The 20,830-nt window shown below is 33.7% G+C and carries 18 protein-coding genes; 17 read left to right on the top strand and 1 reads right to left on the bottom strand.

What is annotated here, in order from left to right:
* The first annotated feature begins 103 nt into the window (after positions 1-103).
* From EGH73_RS08400 to EGH73_RS08390, 3 genes are all read left to right on the top strand, one after another.
* Positions 104-1,027, top strand: a complete 924-nt coding sequence (locus EGH73_RS08400; protein ID WP_245985479.1) for a tyrosine-type recombinase/integrase — start codon at positions 104-106, stop codon at positions 1,025-1,027.
* Between the two features lie 5 nt (positions 1,028-1,032).
* Complete coding sequence (locus tag EGH73_RS08395) at positions 1,033-1,704, top strand: hypothetical protein (protein WP_002977238.1); 672 nt, start codon at positions 1,033-1,035, stop codon at positions 1,702-1,704.
* A gap of 176 nt (positions 1,705-1,880) precedes the next feature.
* Positions 1,881-2,411, top strand: a complete 531-nt coding sequence (locus EGH73_RS08390; RefSeq protein ID WP_123281449.1) for a hypothetical protein — start codon at positions 1,881-1,883, stop codon at positions 2,409-2,411.
* Between the two features lie 5 nt (positions 2,412-2,416).
* Here the strand turns inward: EGH73_RS08390 and EGH73_RS08385 are convergent, their stop codons facing one another.
* On the bottom strand, positions 2,417-3,235 hold the full coding sequence (locus EGH73_RS08385; protein ID WP_002977242.1) for a hypothetical protein: 819 nt from the start codon (positions 3,233-3,235) through the stop codon (positions 2,417-2,419).
* A 148-nt stretch (positions 3,236-3,383) separates the two neighbouring features.
* Here EGH73_RS08385 and EGH73_RS08380 point away from each other — a divergent pair, with 148 nt between their 5' ends.
* The 14 genes from EGH73_RS08380 to EGH73_RS08315 all read left to right on the top strand — a co-directional run bounded on the left by EGH73_RS08380 (position 3,384) and on the right by EGH73_RS08315 (position 20,556).
* Entirely contained in the window at positions 3,384-3,671 is a 288-nt protein-coding gene (locus EGH73_RS08380) for a helix-turn-helix domain-containing protein (protein WP_002977244.1), read from the top strand.
* 9 nt (positions 3,672-3,680) lie between these two features.
* Positions 3,681-4,937, top strand: coding sequence for a type II toxin-antitoxin system HipA family toxin (locus EGH73_RS08375; protein WP_002977248.1), 1,257 nt, complete (start codon positions 3,681-3,683; stop codon positions 4,935-4,937).
* A gap of 204 nt (positions 4,938-5,141) precedes the next feature.
* Positions 5,142-5,492, top strand: coding sequence for a helix-turn-helix domain-containing protein (locus EGH73_RS08370; protein ID WP_002977250.1), 351 nt, complete (start codon positions 5,142-5,144; stop codon positions 5,490-5,492).
* Between the two features lie 14 nt (positions 5,493-5,506).
* Positions 5,507-5,863 (top strand): DUF3853 family protein, encoded by a 357-nt coding sequence (locus EGH73_RS08365; protein WP_002977252.1) that lies wholly within the window; start codon positions 5,507-5,509, stop codon positions 5,861-5,863.
* Positions 5,864-6,142: 279 nt separating this feature from the next.
* Positions 6,143-6,472: a DUF6660 family protein gene (locus tag EGH73_RS08360; protein ID WP_245985477.1), complete on the top strand. Its 330-nt coding sequence runs from the start codon at positions 6,143-6,145 to the stop codon at positions 6,470-6,472.
* Positions 6,473-6,628: 156 nt separating this feature from the next.
* Positions 6,629-10,993 carry a CusA/CzcA family heavy metal efflux RND transporter gene (locus tag EGH73_RS08355; RefSeq protein WP_123281448.1) on the top strand — a complete coding sequence of 1,455 codons (4,365 nt, stop codon included), beginning with the start codon at positions 6,629-6,631 and terminating at the stop codon, positions 10,991-10,993.
* Between the two features lie 4 nt (positions 10,994-10,997).
* Positions 10,998-12,311, top strand: a complete 1,314-nt coding sequence (locus EGH73_RS08350; protein ID WP_123281447.1) for an efflux RND transporter periplasmic adaptor subunit — start codon at positions 10,998-11,000, stop codon at positions 12,309-12,311.
* Positions 12,312-12,370: 59 nt separating this feature from the next.
* Positions 12,371-13,114, top strand: coding sequence for a methyltransferase family protein (locus tag EGH73_RS08345; RefSeq protein WP_002977370.1), 744 nt, complete (start codon positions 12,371-12,373; stop codon positions 13,112-13,114).
* Positions 13,115-13,131: 17 nt separating this feature from the next.
* On the top strand, positions 13,132-14,010 hold the full coding sequence (locus tag EGH73_RS08340) for a bestrophin family protein (protein WP_123281446.1): 879 nt from the start codon (positions 13,132-13,134) through the stop codon (positions 14,008-14,010).
* Between the two features lie 27 nt (positions 14,011-14,037).
* A complete protein-coding gene (locus EGH73_RS08335) occupies positions 14,038-14,931 on the top strand; it encodes a cation diffusion facilitator family transporter (protein ID WP_002977374.1) in 894 nt (297 codons plus the stop codon).
* A gap of 160 nt (positions 14,932-15,091) precedes the next feature.
* Positions 15,092-17,050 carry an LTA synthase family protein gene (locus EGH73_RS14350; protein WP_123281445.1) on the top strand — a complete coding sequence of 653 codons (1,959 nt, stop codon included), beginning with the start codon at positions 15,092-15,094 and terminating at the stop codon, positions 17,048-17,050.
* 21 nt (positions 17,051-17,071) lie between these two features.
* Positions 17,072-17,524 carry an MgtC/SapB family protein gene (locus EGH73_RS08325; RefSeq protein ID WP_002977378.1) on the top strand — a complete coding sequence of 151 codons (453 nt, stop codon included), beginning with the start codon at positions 17,072-17,074 and terminating at the stop codon, positions 17,522-17,524.
* 30 nt (positions 17,525-17,554) lie between these two features.
* The gene (locus EGH73_RS08320; RefSeq protein ID WP_002977380.1) at positions 17,555-19,615 is read left to right on the top strand and encodes a heavy metal translocating P-type ATPase; all 2,061 of its coding nucleotides are present in this window, start codon (positions 17,555-17,557) and stop codon (positions 19,613-19,615) included.
* Between the two features lie 200 nt (positions 19,616-19,815).
* The gene (locus EGH73_RS08315) at positions 19,816-20,556 is read left to right on the top strand and encodes a phosphatase PAP2 family protein (protein WP_245985476.1); all 741 of its coding nucleotides are present in this window, start codon (positions 19,816-19,818) and stop codon (positions 20,554-20,556) included.
* Positions 20,557-20,830 lie beyond the last annotated feature (274 nt).

The following is a 20,830-nucleotide window of genomic DNA, read 5'->3' as shown; positions in this document are numbered from 1 at the left end:
AACGAAAACTTAGCTATTATATGCTGATGGAATTCGTAAACTACGCCAAAAAGAATATGATAATGTCGACTTGTATAGTGATAGCGATGCTATTAAGGCCGAATTGCAAGAAAAACAAAAACAAAAATTTATAGATTACTGTAATAGGTTGCTAAAGAAAAGACACGGCTCAAATAATAGTTCTGATTCAATTAGAACTAACTGGAGGTGTTTAATTGAATTTATTATAGAGTTTTCCGGAGATGATTTAAGATTTTCAAAAATTGATTTGAGTTTTGCTGATGATTTTAAGCTTTATCTTTTATCGGCGCCCTATCGCGGAAAAAAGAAAGGAATTCTTTCAAATAATAGTGCTGCAACGTACTTTTCTATTTTTAAGGCAATAGTTTCCCAAGCTTTTATTGATGGTTATTTTATAATTGACTTATCAGCAAAGATTAAAGGTATTGGAGAGCAAGAATCTTTCCGTGAACATCTCTCTTTGGAGGAACTTAATCTTTTAGTAAATACTCCTTGTGAAAATGATGAATTGAAAAGAGCATCTTTATTTTCTGCACTGACAGGGTTAAGACATTGTGATATTAAAAGGCTTAAGTGGAAAGAAATTGATGTTCAGTCAAATAGAATCAAAATTCAATTTAGACAAAAGAAAACAAAAGGAGTCGAGTATACACCGATTTCTGAACAAGCAATTCATTTATGCGGAACTCCGAGACTTCCCGAACAGCTAGTATTTGAAAATTTACAAGATAGCTCTTGGATTTCGAGACCTCTCGAAAAATGGGTCAAATCAGCTGGAATAACAAAGCATATAACTTTTCATTGCTTCAGACATACTTTTGCAACATTGCAGCTTTCTTTAGGAACAGACATTTATACAGTTAGTAAAATGCTTGGACACAGTAAAGTTACAACAACTCAAGTTTATGCTAAAGTAGTTGATGAACTGAAAAATAGAGCAGCTGGAGCTATTAAGCTGGATGAAAATATTTTAGAAGAAAACCAAGAAATTATACAAGCAAACTAATAAATATGAAAGTCAAAAATTTTGAATTAATATGTATGTATTTACCCATTATAGTGGTATGTATCCTTTTAGGAACTCAAGTCAGAACATATTTTATCGATAAAGGGTCCGATGAATTTACGGCAAATATCTTTTTTATAGTCGTGATTTTCGTAGGTGTTGTTATTTATTCAGGTCTAACATTGTTTTTGCATACTATCTATGAAATTATAAGCAGAATTATTACTAAAAGAAAAAATCTAGTTTTGGTTAATGAATTCTTTTCTGGACCTGTTACTATTGCTGATATTAAAGAAGATTTAAAATTTAAAGAAGTTGTAAAGTTCGATAATAAGCTTGAGATTGCATTAAGATATACAAAGGAGCAATTTGCGCTATACACATCTGTTAATGATTTAGAAAACCTATGCAGCTACATTACAAAGTATGCTAAGAAAGAAAAAATAGAAAATTTTAGCCCTGTAAGGGTTCACAAATTATCTAATATGGATTTGTATCATTTTGGCTGGAACATTTGGAAGCACTTTGATAGGCGAAATCAATATGAAGTAGCATTGTTTTTAAAAGAAGTTTTTCAACATTCACTAAAAGATGTTGAAACGGACTCAATTAAAAGTCATTTAAAAGATGATGATGAAAAAGGTATCATTAAAATAAAAAGAGATTTAAAATTTTAGTATAATAAATATCTTAACTCCTTGCATAGTCGTAGCGATTATTGAGCATTTACTAATATTTCTGAAGCTATCCATTTACGAACTTAAATGTCGGGAATATTTCAAAAAATTATAATACATTATTAATAGTTAAATTTTTTTAGAAGAAATTTTATCATAAATAGATTTTACATAAAATGAAGAATGTAGAGAATATTCCTTTTTTACTGCAACAAATTGAAGGTAAATTAAATTCGCTATCTATAGAACAGGATAAATTAGATAATCCTCTTTTTGATATAGAAGTGACCAAAAACGAAATCTTACGGATCGAAAGTGAAATTGACCCGATAAAGAAAGAACTTATATCTTATACTGATATTCAGAGGCAGAAAGAATTAATGAGGATTCGTCTAACAGAGTATATGGATGTACGCGGCAAAAATCACGATCTCCCTTTTTCAAAAAGTCAGGGGCGTATTGGAGAATTAAATTTTTATCTAAAGCCCCTTGTTGATATCAGAAGTATTTTGAACAACGATTTGACAACTGGTATCAGCGTTAATTTAGCCCTGACAAAAGATCCATCTGATGCAGTCTTTGATGCAGAATCATTTAGAGAAACTCTTTTTCAGCAAAGACATAGTATTATCCAAGCAAACAATATCTTTCAACTCTTTGAAGTGTGCAGAAATTTCCTTGAAAAGATAAAGATAAATTATAAGTAATTTTTTTATTGGATAATGTCTTCATTGTAATGGATTCGCCACTTCGGATTGTACTGAGGTGAAGTTAACTGATAGTCTAAGTAAAAATCATAATCACTATTCATTGCCAGAAATTTACTGTAAAACTCTTCTTTATAACCTGCATTATCCAAGTAGAATCCAATAGCTTGGTGATAAGGATATACAAATGATAATTTTTTATAATGATGATGTAATTTATCTGCGTCAATTAATTGCTTTACCATAGCAAATGCATTAAGGATATTTTTTGTTCCACCGGAATATAGTGGTCTTACAGTACAGTCTATAAGTGTCTTTTCAAGATTTGAAACTTTTACTCCATTAATGAAGGTTTCCATTGTAGTACTGCTTTGATTTTTAAGAAAGTAAAATGTTTTGTCTCTGAATTGCTTTATATTTTTTGTGACTCTCTGAGGTTTACTAAAAGCTAAATCTATATTTCCTTGAGTTAAGGTGTTTTTAGGACTGGAAATGCTATCGATCTCTTCTGATAAATAGATGGCGTTGTTTTCAATAGTACTTATTTGATGCATTATTAGTGCTGAATGGTGGCTAAAGTGTGTATATTTGTTATACGCATAAACCAAGTCAACAACTTCAGGATTGGAGTCATTGAAAATATATAAATCTTGTTCTAAGGTGTAATGTTTTTGAAGTATGTATTCGCTAATTTCTTTACTTAATTTTTTGAATTTGCGAAAACTCGAAATTTCCTGTACCAAATAATCAAATTCCTTTTTATTTAAAGCCTTTCTGTGAGGACTACCAGCAATATAAGCATCAACAATCTTTTCAAAATTCATTAGTACGTAGTATTATTTACTTATGTATACATAAGAAATAATACAAAGTTAGTCTTTTTTATTTGAAAAGTCAAATGGAGGAGATTTTTATTTAAAATGTCCGTTATTTCATACAAAATGTGTAATTTTGTATGAAATAACGGACATTATGAAAAAGAAACAAATAATTTTACCCAAGTATTTGGCTCTGCTGGAACAAATGGGAGAGAATATTAAACTTGCTCGAAAAAGAAGAAAATTAACTACAGAGCAGGTTTCAGAGAGAGCCGGAATTGTACGTTCAACACTACATCTTATTGAAAAAGGTGATCCAAGTGTGGCAATGGGATCATATTTTAATGTTTTGAGAGTATTGGGTCTTAGCGATGATATTTTAAAGCTTGGATCTGATGATGAATTTGGAAGAAAATTGCAAGATTTAGAATTACTGAAATAATATAATTAAATGAAATCTACTAAAGTTGACATATTTGTATATGCAGATTGGATTGACCTTCAAGGTCCTCATTTAATGGGGATTTTGTCAGCTCATCAGGGTAAAGGAAAAAAGTCCTTTAGTTTTGAATATGATAAAGAGTGGATTAAAAGTGCGGGTCAAAATTTAATAGATCCTGATCTTCAGTTGTTTGGAGGTCCACAATATCCAACCAATAAAGAAAATTTTGGTGTTTTTATGGATAGTATGCCTGATACTTGGGGAAGAACACTAATGAAAAGAAAATCTATTCAGGTAGCCAAAGAAACTGGAGAGAAAGAAAAGAAACTTTATGATCTGGATTATTTATTAGGAGTGTATGACCAAACAAGGATGGGTGCTCTGCGATTTAAGACTTCAATAGATGGAAATTTTTTAGATGATGATGAGAATAACCCTACACCACCCTGGTCATCATTAAGAGAGTTGGAGGCAGCCGTGAAAAGTTTTGAAAATGAAGATGAGCCTAAAATGAAAAGGTTATTAGCACTGCTTGTAGTTCCAGGATCTTCATTAGGGGGTGCAAGACCGAAAGCTAATGTTATGGATCAGGAAAAAAATTTATGGATTGCTAAATTTCCTTCAAAAAATGATACAATTGATAAGGCAGCGTGGGAATATCTGGCATACCGATTAGCTACTGATGCCGGAATTAATATGTCAGAAACAAAGATTCAAAAATTAAGTAACAGCTATCATACATTTTTCACCAAAAGATTTGATAGAACAAACTCCGGAAGAATTCATTTTTCGTCAGCTATGACTATGACAGGAAACAATGAAGAAAAATTAAGAGATTCAACTGCAAGTTACCTTGATATCGTTGATTTTATTACGAACTACGGTATTGATGTTAACAATAATTTGAAGGAATTATGGAGAAGAATCGTGTTTAGTATTTGTATATCAAACACAGATGATCACCTTAGAAATCACGGATTTATTTTAACCCCAAAAGGATGGATACTTTCACCAGCCTATGACATTAATCCGTCTGTGGATAAAGAAGGACTTGCTCTAAATATTGATACAGATAATAATGCTTTGGATCTTGAACTTGCTAAGGAAGTGGGCGCTCAATTTAGACTGAACGAAAATGAAATGGATGAAATCATTGAAAAAGTCATTTCGGTTGTAAGAGGATGGGAAAGTATTGCTAGCGAGATTGGAATACCCAGATCTGAACAAGAGCGTATGAGATCTGCATTTTTACCATTTGAAAATTAATCTTTTAAAATAATCTTAGTAAATAAATTTTAATTGATTAATACGTTTAGAATGAGCTATAAAAATTAAGTTTCAACAGTAGGTAAAAACTTATTGCTTAATATCGATTACAAAAACACAGTGTTTTAAGTGTTTTCGTCGTGTTTTTCAAACACAGCGAAAACACTTTTTTCATTTGCACCATAATAATTAAAATCAAGTATTATGGATTTGCAAAATATTTCATTTGAAAATTTACCACAAGCAGTCGCCTTCTTAATTCGTGAACTTGCTGAGATAAAGCATCTGGTATCAAAAGAAGATGTTGTTATACCTCTCAAAAAAATTCCAATCGGAATAGATGAAGTAGCATCCTTAATCGGTAAAGCGAAACCAACCATTTACACTCTTGTTAGAGAAAGAAAAATCCCATGCTACAAAAACGGTAAGAAACTATATTTTTTTGAAGAAGAAATACTGAACTGGATTTCTAAAGGCAAGAAAAAGACCTTGCAGGAAATTACCGAGGAATGTGAAGCGGATTTTAAGAAAAATCGCAGAAGACAACATAACTAATAAAAATGCGATCGATGTCTAACGAAATTAATAAACTAAAGCAAAAGCTTATTTGGCAAATGACCGGGGAGGAATTAGTAAGTTTATTTAAATATGAAAATATTTATATAACAAATCGTACAAAGAGATCCTTGCAGCAAAATAAAATAATTGATGAAAAGTATGTGTATGGTCTTAAAGGTATAGCCAAGTTATTTAATTGCAGTATTTCATCTGCTATGAGATTAAAAAAGAGCGGTAAAATTAAAGATGCGATCACTCAGGAGGGGCGAAAAATTGTCCTGGACGTTGAGAGAGCTTTAGTTCTAATTAACAATGAATATGAACTAATAAACTGCAATAAAGAAAAAGATGATGTCGTTACAAGATAGCAGTCAGAAAATCATTCGCAAGGATATATAATTTTGTTTTGAAAAAAATGAAAATTAGTTTACTGAAAAATTGAGTTAAAATTAAATTATGGTGGCAATATTATTTAAATGTACATATCTAATTTTATCTAAAAGCATCAGTTTTTTTCTATAATTATAAATGACTTAGATGTATTGTAGGTATTTTATTTTTTTGATTCGGCATAATCAAATGTATAATTTCCTTAAAATTTTAGGATAAAATATTTTTTTGGTAATTATATTTTATACATTTGCATTATGAAATTTGTAAGACTACTTTTCATCATCTATTTTGTGGCGTTATCCATAATGCCATGTCTAGATAGTGCAAATGCTCAGTCTTTTAAGCAAGATTTCAATTATTCTTTAAGTTCAAAGACACAAGAAGATTCACATTCGAAGGCAGATTCTTGTTCTCCATTTTGTTCTTGCAACTGTTGCAGAACCACGGTGGCATTTTATAAAATCGAACCAATTCTAGTTTTTTCAAGAATCGCTACTGCGTTTTTTTCTAAGAAAATCCATTTTCAGAAAAACGACTTCGCTTATTTGGTGTACGACCAAATCTGGCAACCGCCTAAAATATAATTTTTATTGATATGATGGAAGGATTCCCTTTCATCTAAATTGTCTTGGAAACTTTGCAATATCATTGCACTGTAATCCTATTCATCTTTGCATCATCTTTTAAATTCAGTTTTATACTGATTTTAACTTTGGGCAATCCAATAAAAATTAAATTCAATGTTAGATAAAATCATAAGATTTAGTATCAAGAACAAGATTGTCATTGGTATCATGACCTTGTTATTGATTATTTGGGGAGTTTGGAGCGCAACCAAACTGCCAATTGATGCTACACCGGATATTACCAATAATCAGGTGCAGATCATCACAGTATGTCCCACACTTGCTGGACAGGAAGTAGAACAACTTGTTACCTTCCCAATTGAACAAAGTATCGCAAATGTACCAGATATTGAGGAAACTAGGAGTATTTCTAGATTCGGTCTATCAGTGATTACAGTTGTTTTTAAAGAAGAGGTAGATATTTATTTTGCTCGCCAACTGGTTACTGAAAAATTAAAACAAGCAGAAGAAGAAATTCCCCAAGGTGTTGGAACTCCTGAACTTGCCCCTGTTAGTACTGGACTTGGAGAAGTTTATCAATATATCCTGCATCCCAAAAAAGGCAGTGAGAAAAAGTATGATGCTAAAGAACTGCGAACAATGCAGGACTGGATTGTGCGAAGACAGCTTAATGGAACACCTGGAGTTGCAGAGATCAACAGTTTTGGCGGTCAGTTAAAACAATACGAGGTCGCTGTAAATCCAGACAGATTAAGAGCGATGGGCGTAAGTATATCTGATATTTTTACCGCTCTCGAAAAAAATAATCAGAATACAGGAGGTGCTTATATTGATAAAAAGCCAAATGCATATTTTATCCGTGGAATCGGTTTGGTAACATCTTTAGAAGACGCAGGGAACATTGTAGTTAAAAATAATACGGGCAGTGTTCCAATCTTCATAAAAGATGTTGCTGAAGTGCGTCTGGGAAGTGCTGTGAGATATGGTGCAATGACTTTTAATGGTCAGGTCGATGCTGTGGGAGGTGTTGTTATGATGCTAAAGGGAGCCAACAGTAATGAAGTGGTGAACAGAATTAAAGAAAAGATACCAGTTATACAAAAATCTCTTCCTGCAGACGTTGTAATTGAACCTTATTTAGATAGAACCGACCTGGTTGGAAGAGCAATCGACACAGTAGAAAAAAACCTAATTGAAGGTGCACTCATTGTCATCTTCGTACTTGTTATCTTCTTGGGTAATTTAAGAGCAGGTTTAATTGTAGCATCAGCTATTCCATTATCATTACTGTTTGCATTAGGAATGATGAATGTGTTTGGTGTGAGTGCTAACCTGATGAGTTTAGGAGCGATTGATTTCGGGCTTATTGTTGATGGGGCAGTTATTATTGTGGAAGCTACCTTACATCATTTAGGCTTGAATAAATCAAAAAAAATGCTTACCCAAGCAGAAATGGATGAAGAAGTTTTTCTTTCTGCATCCAAAATCAGAAGTAGTGCAGCATTTGGAGAAATCATTATTCTAATTGTATACATTCCGATTTTAACATTGGTGGGAGTAGAAGGTAAAATGTTTACGCCTATGGCTAAAACTGTGGGATTTGCTATTTTGGGCGCTCTGATTTTATCATTGACTTATATTCCGATGATGAGTGCTTTATTCTTATCAAAAAAGATGAGCCACAAAGAAAATTTCTCTGATAAAATGATGAACAGAATTCAGAAAGTTTATCAGCCTTTATTGGAAAAAGCATTAAAAATAAAATATTGGCTGGTTGGAGGAACCGTAGCTCTCTTTGCTGTAGCAATATTTGTTTTTGGGAGAATGGGTGGTGAATTTATACCTCAGTTGCAGGAAGGCGATTTTGCATTCCACTGTATCCTTCCACAAGGAAGTTCCTTAAATCAAAGTATTGAAACTTCAATGCAGGCTTCAAGAATTATAAAACAGTTTGATGAGGTAAAAATGGTTGTTGGTAAAACTGGCGCTGCTGAAGTACCTACCGACCCAATGCCACCGGAAGCTACTGATATGATGGTTATCTTGAAACCTCAGAAAGAATGGAAAACAAAGAAAACGTATGACGAACTCGCTGATGAAATCTCAGAGAAATTAGAAGTGATTCCTGGAGTTTTCTTTGAAAAGAACCAACCTATCCAAATGCGTTTCAATGAGTTAATGACAGGTATTAGACAAGATGTTGCAGTTAAAATTTTTGGTGAAAACTTAGATTCTCTGGCAATTTATGCTGATAAGACTGCTAAGGTAATACAGTCTGTTAAAGGTTCTACATCTCCCCAAATTGAGCGTGTAAGCGGACTCCCTCAGATTAACGTAGAGTATGACAGAACCAGAATGGCCAATTACGGATTAAACATTGAAGACGTTAATAATGCAGTAAGTACAGCTTTTGCAGGTAAATCAGCAGGTCAGGTTTTTGAAAATGAAAGGAGGTTCGATCTGGTTGTAAGATTAGACAGTTTACACAGAACAAGTATTGACGATGTTAGTAATCTAATGATTTCTACTGCCTCTGGAACGCAAATTCCACTCGCCCAGGTTGCTAATATTAGTTACAAATTAGGGCCTGCCCAAATCAGCCGCGAAGCGGGAAAAAGAAGGATTGTAATAGGTTTCAATGTGAAAGACCGTGATGTTGAAAGTGTAGTTAAGGACATACAATCAAAGCTCGATAAAGAAGTAAAACTTCCTGCAGGATATTATTTTACCTATGGAGGTCAATTTGAGAATCTTCAGGCAGCAAGTAAGAGATTAATGATTGCAGTTCCAGTATCGCTATTCTTAATCTTTATGCTGCTTTATTTTACATTTAATTCATTTAAGCAAGCCACTTTAATTTTTACGGCTATTCCTATGAGTGCGATTGGTGGTGTATTCGCATTATTATTGAGAGATATGCCATTCAGTATCAGTGCCGGAATTGGCTTTATTGCTTTATTTGGTGTTGCCGTTTTGAATGGAATTGTATTGATTGGAACATTTAATCAATTGGAAAAGGAAGGCGAGACCAATATTCTGAAAAGAGTAATGGAAGGTACAAAAACAAGATTAAGACCTGTTTTAATGACTGCAACAGTAGCTTCATTAGGATTTTTACCGATGGCTATTTCTACAGGTGCAGGAGCTGAAGTGCAAAAACCTTTGGCGACAGTTGTTATCGGAGGTTTGGTTACGGCGACTTTCTTAACATTATTTGTCTTACCAATGTTGTATATTATTTTTAATACCAAGATTAATTTAAAAAAGATCAATAACAAATCGGTAACCGCCATTGTGGTTTTAGGATTTTTATTTTTAGGACAGACTTTTAGTGCACAACAGGGAAGAACCATAACAGTCGAAGAAGCTACACGTACTGCTATTGAGAATAATCAATCAATCCGATCGAGAGATCTGGATATTAAAGCTACACAGGCATTGATTCCAACGTCCAAAGAACTCCCGAAAATGAATGTGGATGCTCAATTGGGGCAGTATAACTCTAAGAAATTTGACCAATCATTTTCGATCTCCCAAACGATTCCATTTCCAACTTTGTTCAAAGCAAGAAAAGAGTTGATTGCGGAACAGATTAAAGGAAAGCAAATCAACAGGGAAGTTTCTATGAATGAATTAGCGAAACAGGTTCGAACGTATTATTATCAAATTGAGTATTTACAATTTAATAAATCCAAGCTTAGCAATCTGGATAGTTTATACAATGACTTTATCAGAGTTGCAACGGTTAGGTTTAAAGCCGGAGATATTAAAAAAATTGAAATCAATACAGCTGAAACACAGAGAGGGGAAATCAACTTATTGCTTAAACAGAATGAGGTTTATCTTACCAATGCCTATAAAAATTTAAAAACATTGCTAAATATTGAAGAGGATATTTCAGTTCCATTTGATCAGAACTATCATCCGCTACAAGCACAATATGTTTTAGACAGCAGTGCCATTGCACAGCATCCTACCGTAAAAGCTTTTTATCAGGAAATGCAGATTGCGGAAAAAAATAAGAAAGTTGAAAAATCTTTGGGACTTCCTGACTTTACCATCGGATATACTAATCAGTCATTGATAGGATTTCAAACCATCAACGGGATGGATCAGTATTTCAATGGAGGAAACAGGTTTCATTCGGCAACAATTGGTGTTTCTATTCCTTTGACATTTGGAGCTACGAAAGCAAGAATCCAGTCTTATGAATATCAGAGACAAATGGCAGAATCAAATGCAAAATTCCAGCAAAAGCAGCTTGAAGCGCAATTGCAAAATGCATTTAATCAATATCAGCAAAATGTTAATCAGTATGACTACTACGTTAATCAAGCGATTCCAAATGCTGAGAAAATTGCCAAAGCAGGACAATTAGGTTATAAAACAGGAGAAATTTCTTATGTAGAATATCTTTTTGCACTGCAGACTTCCACCAATATTCAGCTTAAATACCTGGAATCTATTCAACAGGTCAACGAATCTGTAGTTATCATTAATTCAATCATCAATAAATAGACAAATGAAAATCAAATATAGCATTGTATCTCTAGCCTTAATTTCTATTCTAGCGGTCAGCTGTGGAAAAAAAGATGCTCCGGCAGAAGGAGAAGAGAAACCAAAAACAGAACAGGCAGAAGAAAGTCACGAAGAAGCTCCGCAAACTATTGCGGAACTGACTGAAGAACAGATGAAATCTGTAGGAATCAGTCTTGGAACTTTAGAAATGAAAGATTTAGCCTCAACTATTAAGGCAAATGGTGTTCTTCGTGTACCCAATAACAGAAAGGCAACGGTCACTTCACTGTATGGAGGTGTCATTAAGACATTAACCGTTCAGATAGGAGATTATGTAAGACAGGGACAGGTTATTGCTACAATCAGTAACCCTGATTACATTCAGTTACAGGAACAATATCTGACTATTAACAGCAGAATAACTTATGCAGAGCAGGAATTCAGAAGGCAAAAGGAGCTTTTTGACAATGATGCCGGAGCAAAAAAGAATCTGCAAAGTTCTGATGCGGAGCTAAAAAGTTTAAGAACCCAGAGATCATCGTTACAAAGACAATTACAGCTAATGGGAATCAGTCCTGGGAAAGTAAGCAATGGAAACCTAAGATCAGGCTTGGTCATTACATCGCCAATCAGCGGAACAGTTAGTACGATTAATGCACAGATAGGAAGTTATGTTGATGTATCGTCACCGGTTTTGGAGATCATCGATAACAGCTCAATTCATTTGGATTTACAAGTCTTTGAAAGAGATCTTCCCAAAATGAAAGTTGGTCAGATTGTGCAGTTTAAGCTCACCAACAATCCGGAAGAAACCTTTAATGCAAAAGTGTACAGCATCGGATCATCTTTTGAAAATGAAAGTAAAACGATTTCAGTTCATGCAATGGTTACCGGGAACAAAGCTGGCTTGATTGACGGAATGAATATTACAGGAAATGTAAGCCTTGGAAATTCACAAACTCCCGCCGTTCCAAATGAAGCTATTGTAGAAGCCGATGGTAAATTCTATGTATTTGTACAAACTTCTAAAAAAGTGGAAGAGCACGCTGAAGAAAAAGGAGATGACGATCATGGTCACGGGCATGATGAAGGAGAGGCGGAACACGGTCACAAAAATGAAACCGAAGCAGGAAACCATGCAAAGGAGCAGGCTAAGAAAATGAATTTTGAAAAAATTGAAGTGGTAAAAGGGACTTCAGATATGGGTTACACAGCGATTACGCCTGTGAGTGCAATTGCACCTGATGCAAAAATTGTGGTAAAAGGCGCATTCTTCGTGAATGCTAAGCTTTCTAATGCAGGAGACCACGGACATTAATTAATCAATAATCAAGTGAAATCCTATCTTGATTTCACTTGATTTTAAAAATATTAGTTATGCCTTTAAAACAAGAATTAGAAACCCAGGGAAATTGGCTGTTCAGATACAGAAGTTTTTTGCCGATTATCGTTCTGGCGCTTGGCTTAGGAGTTTTTATCCAAAATGTTTTGCTGAAAAACGATAATGATTGTTCACTTTTCTTTGAGATGCTTTGTTTAGCTGTAAGCATTTTAGGTTTGATTATAAGAGTGTATACTGTTGGTTTTACTCCGCATAATACTTCAGGAAGAAATACAAAAGCAGGGCAGGTTGCAGATGAATTAAACACTACAGGTATTTACAGTACAACCAGAAATCCATTGTACTTAGGTAATTTTTTTATGTGGCTTGGGCTTGCGATGTTTACTGAAAATCTGTGGTTTGTAATTTCATTTGTGTTTTTTTATTGGGTCTATTATGAAAGGATTGTTTTTGCTGAAGAGCAATTTTTAGAAAGAAAATTTGGAGAGCAATATACTAAGTGGGCTGATAAAGTACCGGTTTTTATACCGAATTTATACCTTTTCAGAAATACTCATCTTAGCTTCAGTTTAAAAAAAGTTCTATTAAAAGAAAAAAACGGACTTTTTGCCATGTTTCTGATTTTTACTGTTTTTGAAATTACCGGAGAAATTATCCTAAGACATACGCATTATAATATGATTTTTATTGTAGGCTGTATTCTTACTATGATTCTATACATTATTTTAAAAGTAATAAAAAAACGTAAAACAATGTTGCAAAATAAATTTAGTCAATAATTAAAAAATCCTCAATTATGCTTTTAAACAAAAGAATTTCGGTTTGGTATTTTGTTAAACAGATTAAATTTCAGATCGTTTTGATTGTCAGCTTTGCTTTTCTAATAGGCTTTTTAGACGACATTGATTTTTTGAAAAAAATTACCATACCATTGAGTATTCCTGCACTTTTAGGAACTGCTGTCTCTTTACTTTTAGCATTCAGGACTGCACAATCTTATGAAAGATGGTGGGAAGCAAGAACCGTTTGGGGCGCTATTGTGAATGATTCAAGATCATTTATGAGATTAATAAAACAATTTTTCCCTAACTCAGAAAACGATACATCTGAGTTTGCAGAACGACATATCATCTGGCTGAATGCTTTAGGAGAAAGTTTAAGAAAAGTACCTTTTTCAATAAGAGTAAGAGAATACTTAGAATCGCAAAACATCAATGCTTTAAATATTCCCAATGCCCTTTTAGATAAACATTCTGATCACCTTAGGAAATTGGCAGAACAGGAGAATTTATCTGAATACAAATTGGTACAGATGAACGATATGGTCATCAGGTTTTGTGACAGTATGGGAAAATGTGAGCGTTTAAAAAATACTGTTTTCCCTCGTGCCTACAGCATTTTGCTGCATACATTGATTTACGTTTTTGCATTTCTTCTGCCATTTGGACTGGAAGACTCACAACTTGGTGTTGAGATTGCCACGACAATTATTGTACCTGTGATTTTTATAGCTATTGAGAAAACAGCAATCATAATGCAGGACCCCTTTGAAAATACACCGGTAGATACTCCAATGACATCATTAGCAAAAACAATTGAAATCAATCTTTTGCAAATAATCGGAGAGAAGAATGTACCAGTTAAAGAAGTGAGTACAAGCTATTATGAAATGTAGGCTTAATCTAATACAAATCTTAGTGTTATGAACGATCAGAATAAAAATATTTCGGCTTCTGCAAAACATAAAAGAAATCTTTTAATTGTCTTATGTTTAAGTGGCACTTATATGATTGCCGAAGTTATTGGCGGTTTAGCTACTAAAAGTCTTGCGCTACTTGCCGATGCAGCTCATATGCTTACTGATGTGGTCGGATTATTCCTTGCTTTTATAGCAATCAAAATTGGTGAAAGAAAAGCCGATGCACAGAAAACATTCGGCTATTACCGAACAGAAATTCTGGCGGCAGTAATCAATGCGGTAGTTCTGTTGGGAATTTCTGTATATGTATTGTTTGAAGCATGGCAAAGGTTCAAAAATCCCCCTGAAGTACAGAGCACAGCTATGATGATCGTTGCCGGAATAGGCTTGCTGGTGAATATTATCGGAATCATGATTATTAGAAAAGATTCAGGTGAAAGCCTAAATATGAAGGGTGCCTACTTTGAGGTTCTTTCTGACGCGCTTACCTCAGTAGGAGTAATGATTGCCGGAGTTATTATGTTGACGACAGGATGGTATTATGCTGATCCCCTTATTTCCGCTGTGATAGGGTTATTAATATTTCCGAGAACCTGGAAGCTCTTGAAAGAAGCTGTGAATGTTTTATTAGAAGGAACTCCAAAAGATGTCAATATAGAAGAGCTTAGAAATTCTTTGGAATCTGTAAAAGGAGTTATTAAACTTCATGATCTCCACGTTTGGTCATTGACTTCCGGCGTTAATGCGATGAGTTCCCACGTAGTAGCCGACCATCAGGAAGATCTCAATAAACTTTTGAAAAATTTGTCAGATAAAGCCACCTCTGAATTTAAAATTAGCCATACTACATTCCAAATTGAAACTGAAGGGCACCAAGAGGGGGAGGTTCATCTATAATAGCAGTTGTGCCATCTTGCATTAATAGATGAAATAAGTAAATGGGAAAATTTCTAAAACATCAAATAGACTATGAATTATAAAAATCTGGGTCTATTCAAGATGAATTACATACTTACGTATTTTTTTACGCAATTAATCATTTCAAATATTTAGATATATGAAATTAAAACAAAACTATTGGGGCAATTACACATTACTGGTTTATTCTTTTTTATTTTATCTGGTATCGTCTTTACTTCTCCGATTTGGATTTTTAGCAGTCAGTTTTCAAAAGGCTGATTTATCTCTGTTACCTATAATGAAAATTTTTCTTCTGGGATTTTTGTTTGACTTTGGAGTTGGATTATTCTTTCTGCTACCATACAGTTTTTATCTATTGATTTTTCCTCAGAAATACATAAGGTCTTTATTCAATAAAATTATTACCTACAGCACTTTTATTATTTTTCTTCTTATACATTTATTTTCATTTTTTGCCGAGGTTACATTTTGGCAGGAGTTTGAGAGCCGATTTAATTTTATTGCTGTAGATTATTTGGTATATACTTTCGAAGTTATTAATAACATAAATGAGTCTTACCCTTTACCCGTTTTGATATCATCGATACTTCTGCTTATGACCTTAATATTTATTTTGTTTTACAAAAGCAAAATATTCTTTTTTTCATTTAACGGACAACATAAATTTTCGGTTAGACTAATTGTTTTTTTAGGATTTTTCTGCCTTACCATAATATACTCTTTGTTTATCAGTAATAGTTTAGCAGATAAAAGTGTCAATCGTTATCAAAATGAAATTTCTAAGGCAGGAATTTATTCGTTTTTCTCCGCCTATAAAAACAATGAAATCAATTACGATCATTTTTACAAACTAATTGATAACGAAAGCGCTTTTAAAATAGTTAGAACTGATTTGAACGATAATCAAAGATTTTTCTCAAATAACCTTTCTATAGAACGAAAAATATCCAGCAAACAAAATCTTATAAAGCCAAATGTTATAATGATAACAATGGAAAGTTTCAGCGCGGACTTTATGGGTACTTTCGGGAATAAACAAGGGCTTACTCCAAATTTAGATTCTTTAGCCGGCGGTGGCATTTTATTCTCACAAATGTATGCTACAGGAACCAGAACAGTGCGTGGAATGGAGGCTTTGTCGTTAGCTGTCCCACCAACGCCAGGCAACAGTATTGTCAGAAGAGAAGATAATGATCATCTTACAACTATAGGCTCAATTTTTAGTGCACAAGGTTACGATAACACATTTATTTATGGAGGAGATGGATATTTTGATAATATGAATAAATATTTTGGAAATAACGGATATGATATTATAGATAAGAAGAGAAATCCTTTGGCAAAAGAAAACTATCAGGCATTGAGGACGCCGATCAACCAGAAAGAAATTACGTTTGAAAATGCATGGGGGATTTGTGACGAAGATTTATACAATCAAGTGATTAAACAGGCAGACCAGAAATATAAACAAGGAAAATCTTTTTATGATTTTGTGATGACCACTTCCAATCACCGTCCGTTTACATATCCTGATGGCAAAATTGATATACCATCCGGTTCGGGTAGGGAAGGTGCAATAAAATATACAGATTATGCTATCGGACAATTCTTTAAAAAAGCTAGAAGTAAGCCGTGGTTTAAAAATACAGTATTTGTGATTGTAGCTGATCACTGCGCAAGTAGCGCAGGTAAAAATGAAATTGATATTTCCAAATATCATATCCCAGCAATGATTATAAATCTTCCGAACCAAAACTCTTTAAAAATTGAAAAAATGTGTTCACAAATTGATCTTTATCCAACTTTATTTGATTTAATGGGATGGAACTACAGAAGTAACCTTTATGGTAAGAATGTTTTGAGCGACAATTATATTCCTAGAATTTTTGTAAGTACCTATCAAAAGTTGGGATATATGGAAAACGATAAACTTGTGATATTGAGCCCTCAGCAGAAAGTGGAAGCTTATTTATATAATAAAACGCAAAATCAACAGATACCAAAGATTTTTTCTGATCAGTATATTAACAAGGCTGTCGCAAATTATCAAACTGCATATTATCTCTATAAAAATCAAGGTTTGAAACAAAAATAATCAAGTAATGTTAGATACAACATGGATATAAAATTTGAACTTATTCTTTCAGGCAAATTGCTGCTATCTATATTATTCGGCAGCATTATAGGTTATGAAAGAGAAGCAGCTCATAAAGATGCCGGTATACGAACGTTTGCTATTCTTTGCTTGGCATCTTGTCTTTTTGTTGCGGTTGCCTCTCATCTTACAGATGATAAATCAGCGATAGCCAGAATGCTTGCAGCAATTCCGGCAGGACTTGGATTTATAAGTGCTGGATTAGCATTAAAAGATAAATCAAGCAATATGCAGGGATTAACAACATCTACAGCACTATGGGCAGCGTCAGCTATTGGAGCGGCTCTTGCCTTAAATATGTTTTTATTGTCATTTTTAGCAACTGTTCTCACCCTTTTTGTATTAAGCCTGAATAAATTCAAATGGTATAAAAACTGGATTGCAAAGAAGGAGCAAAGTAAAAATTTAAAATAAAAAATTAAAAATCACTTAAAATATACTTCTATGAAACATCAACACACTTACGATGAGCAAGGTAACCAGCTTTGCTGTACGCCTCAGGAAGGCAAGATTTATAAGGATGCAGGAGCCAAAAAACTCATTGTTGAGGATAATGGCTGTTGTTCAACAAATGTAAAGAAAGAAGTACAGCATCATTCCGATGACGATGGACATAACCACGATCATGACAATAGTGATAAGAGTACTTTTCAGATGTTCCTTCCCGCAATAGTTTCATTGTTATTGCTTCTGTTGGGAATTGCGTTAGATAATTATTTTAAACCAGACTGGTTTAAAGATTGGATTCGTATTGTTTGGTATGCAGCAGCTTATGCCCCTGTCGGGCTTCCTGTTTTAAAAGAAGCTTTTGAAAGCATTAAGGATGGTGATGTTTTCTCTGAATTCTTTTTGATGAGTATCGCAACTATAGGAGCTTTTATAATTGGTGAATATCCTGAAGGTGTAGCTGTTATGTTATTTTATGCTGTAGGGGAAGTTTTTCAAACACTAGCAGTAACAAGAGCAAAAAGTAATATTAAAGCTCTTCTTGATCAAAGACCGGATGAGGTGACAATTATTGAAAATAACGAAACAAAAACCATTAAAGCTTCCAATGCAGAGATAGGGCAAACCATACAGTTAAAACCTGGAGAAAAACTTGCTTTGGATGGAGAGCTTATTTCAGATTCAGCATCTTTTAATACGGCAGCACTAACCGGCGAAAGTAAACCTGATACAAAAAATAAAGGAGAGACTGTTCTTGCAGGGATGATTAATATGAATAGTGTTGCTTTGGTAAAAATCAATACAGCTTATGAGGACAGTAAACTCAGTAAGATTTTAGAATTGGTTCAAAATGCGACTGCGCAGAAGGCACCTACGGAGCTGTTTATAAGAAGATTTGCAAGAGTTTATACTCCGATTGTTGTTGTGTTAGCAGTACTGATATGTCTTATTCCATATTTTTTTGTCGATAATTATATTTTTAGAGATTGGTTATACAGAGCTTTGATCTTTCTGGTAATTTCTTGTCCTTGTGCTTTAGTCATTTCAATTCCTTTAGGGTATTTTGGAGGTATTGGTGCAGCAAGTCGAAACGGAATTTTATTTAAAGGCAGTAATTTTCTAGATAAGATTGCCGAAATAAAAAATGTTGTGATGGATAAAACCGGTACTATGACGGAAGGAGTATTTAAAGTTCAGGAAGTCGATATTAAATCAGAATTTGATAAAAATGAAATCCTTAAGATGGTTAATGTTGTAGAGAGCAAGAGTACCCATCCTGTGGCAACTGCTATCCACGAATATGTTGGCGATTTGGATACATCAATTAATGTTGAGAATTCTGAGGAAATTGCAGGTCATGGTCTTAAAGCTGTAATCAACGGTAAGGATATACTCGTAGGGAATTTCAAGCTTATGGATAAGTTCAATATTCAATATGATGTTGATCCTTCAAAAATTGTTTACACCGTTATTGCAATTGCTTATGATAAAAAATTTGCAGGCTACATAACTATCGCTGATAGTATTAAAGACGATGCTAAAAAAACTTTAGAACTGTTACATAATTTAAATGTAAAGGCAACAATGCTTAGTGGTGACAAAACAAGCGTTGTAAAATATGTCGCAGAACAAATAGGAATTGACAACGCTTTCGGTGACCTTCTTCCTGAGGATAAAGTGAACAAGGTGAAAGAAATAAAATCCAAAAATGAGAGCGTTGCATTTGTTGGTGACGGTGTTAATGATGCCCCAGTGGTTGCTTTAAGTGATGTCGGTATTGCCATGGGCGGCTTAGGGAGTGATGCGACCATTGAGACTGCTGATGTCGTGATTCAAGATGATAAACCTTCAAAAATACCAATGGCTATTAACATTGGCAAAAAAACTAAAAGAATTGTCTGGCAGAACATCATTTTAGCATTTGTGGTCAAAGCAATTGTTTTAATTCTTGGAGCCGGAGGATTGGCAACAATGTGGGAAGCTGTTTTTGCAGATGTAGGTGTTGCATTGATTGCAATTCTAAATGCTGTACGCATCCAACGAATGAATTTCAAATAAAAATAACATAGCATTCTAATTTCACTAATCACTTAAGAAAAGTTCCAACAAATATCAATTAAAATAAAGTTCTCAAACCGAGAACAGGTTGTTTATTGAAAATATTCAACAAAACTATTTACTCTAATTTTTCAATTAATGCAATGATAATCAATATTATAAATAAGATTCCAGTTCTTTTTTTTATGCTAGTATGCAATTTGGCTTTAGCACAGGATAGCTTAACAGTAAGTGAAAAAATTGGGGATACGATTGCTGTCCAAAAACCTGAAAATAATTTTAGTTATAAGAGACTTATAGCCCCTACAAGTTTAATATCCATAGGAGCGATGAGTTTCGCTATTCCTAAAATGAAAGAATTTGATGCAGGAGTACGAAAAGAAGTAAAAGACCATAATCTTCATAATTCTACATTGGATAATTATACCCAATTCATACCTGCCGTGATGGTTTATGGATTTAATATTTCAGGTTTGAAAGGCAAGCATAATTTAAGAGAAAGAACAATTATTCTTGCAACATCGCAGCTAATATCGACAGCAATCGTAATACCTTCAAAAAATTTAATTGGAGAAGAACGCCCAGATAAATCCAACAATATGTCTTTTCCGTCTGGGCATGCAGCAATTGCTTTTTCAACAGCGCAGTTTATGTATAGAGAATATAGAGACAGTAATTATTGGCTCAGTTTATCAGGATATCCATTTGCAATATTCACAAGTGTTTACAGAGTTATTAATAACAAACACTGGGTAACAGATGTAGTAGCGGGCGCTGGGGTAGGAATACTTTCAACCGAATTAGCTTATTGGCTATTTCCGAAAATCAATATGTTTTTATCAGCTAATAAAAACAAAAAATCTGTCTCTATGCTTGCCCCTCTTTATCAAAAGAATGGTCATAGCAATACTTTTGGGATTAATTATCAGATAACCTTCTAATTTAGAACATGGGATTTAAACGACGTTTTAGAAGAAAAATTATTCGAAGAGGTAAGCACAGGCTTACTTCTCAAGATCTTTTTTTTATTGTTGGCTGGCTTCTTTTTATGCTCCTTTTGGTAATTCATCAGGTATACAATTTTAATATCAAATATGTTAAGATTCATTCGCATCCTTCGGAAAAAACACACACTCATAATGACGGAAAATGACAAATTATCAACAAATTTTTTAAACCATAATATTAACCCTTTATTTAACCCAAATTCCGCAA

Origin of the sequence: Epilithonimonas hominis (assembly GCF_003730015.1) — a bacterium.
Taxonomy (GTDB): domain Bacteria; phylum Bacteroidota; class Bacteroidia; order Flavobacteriales; family Weeksellaceae; genus Epilithonimonas; species Epilithonimonas hominis.
This window is presented reverse-complemented; position numbering and strand designations above follow the sequence as displayed.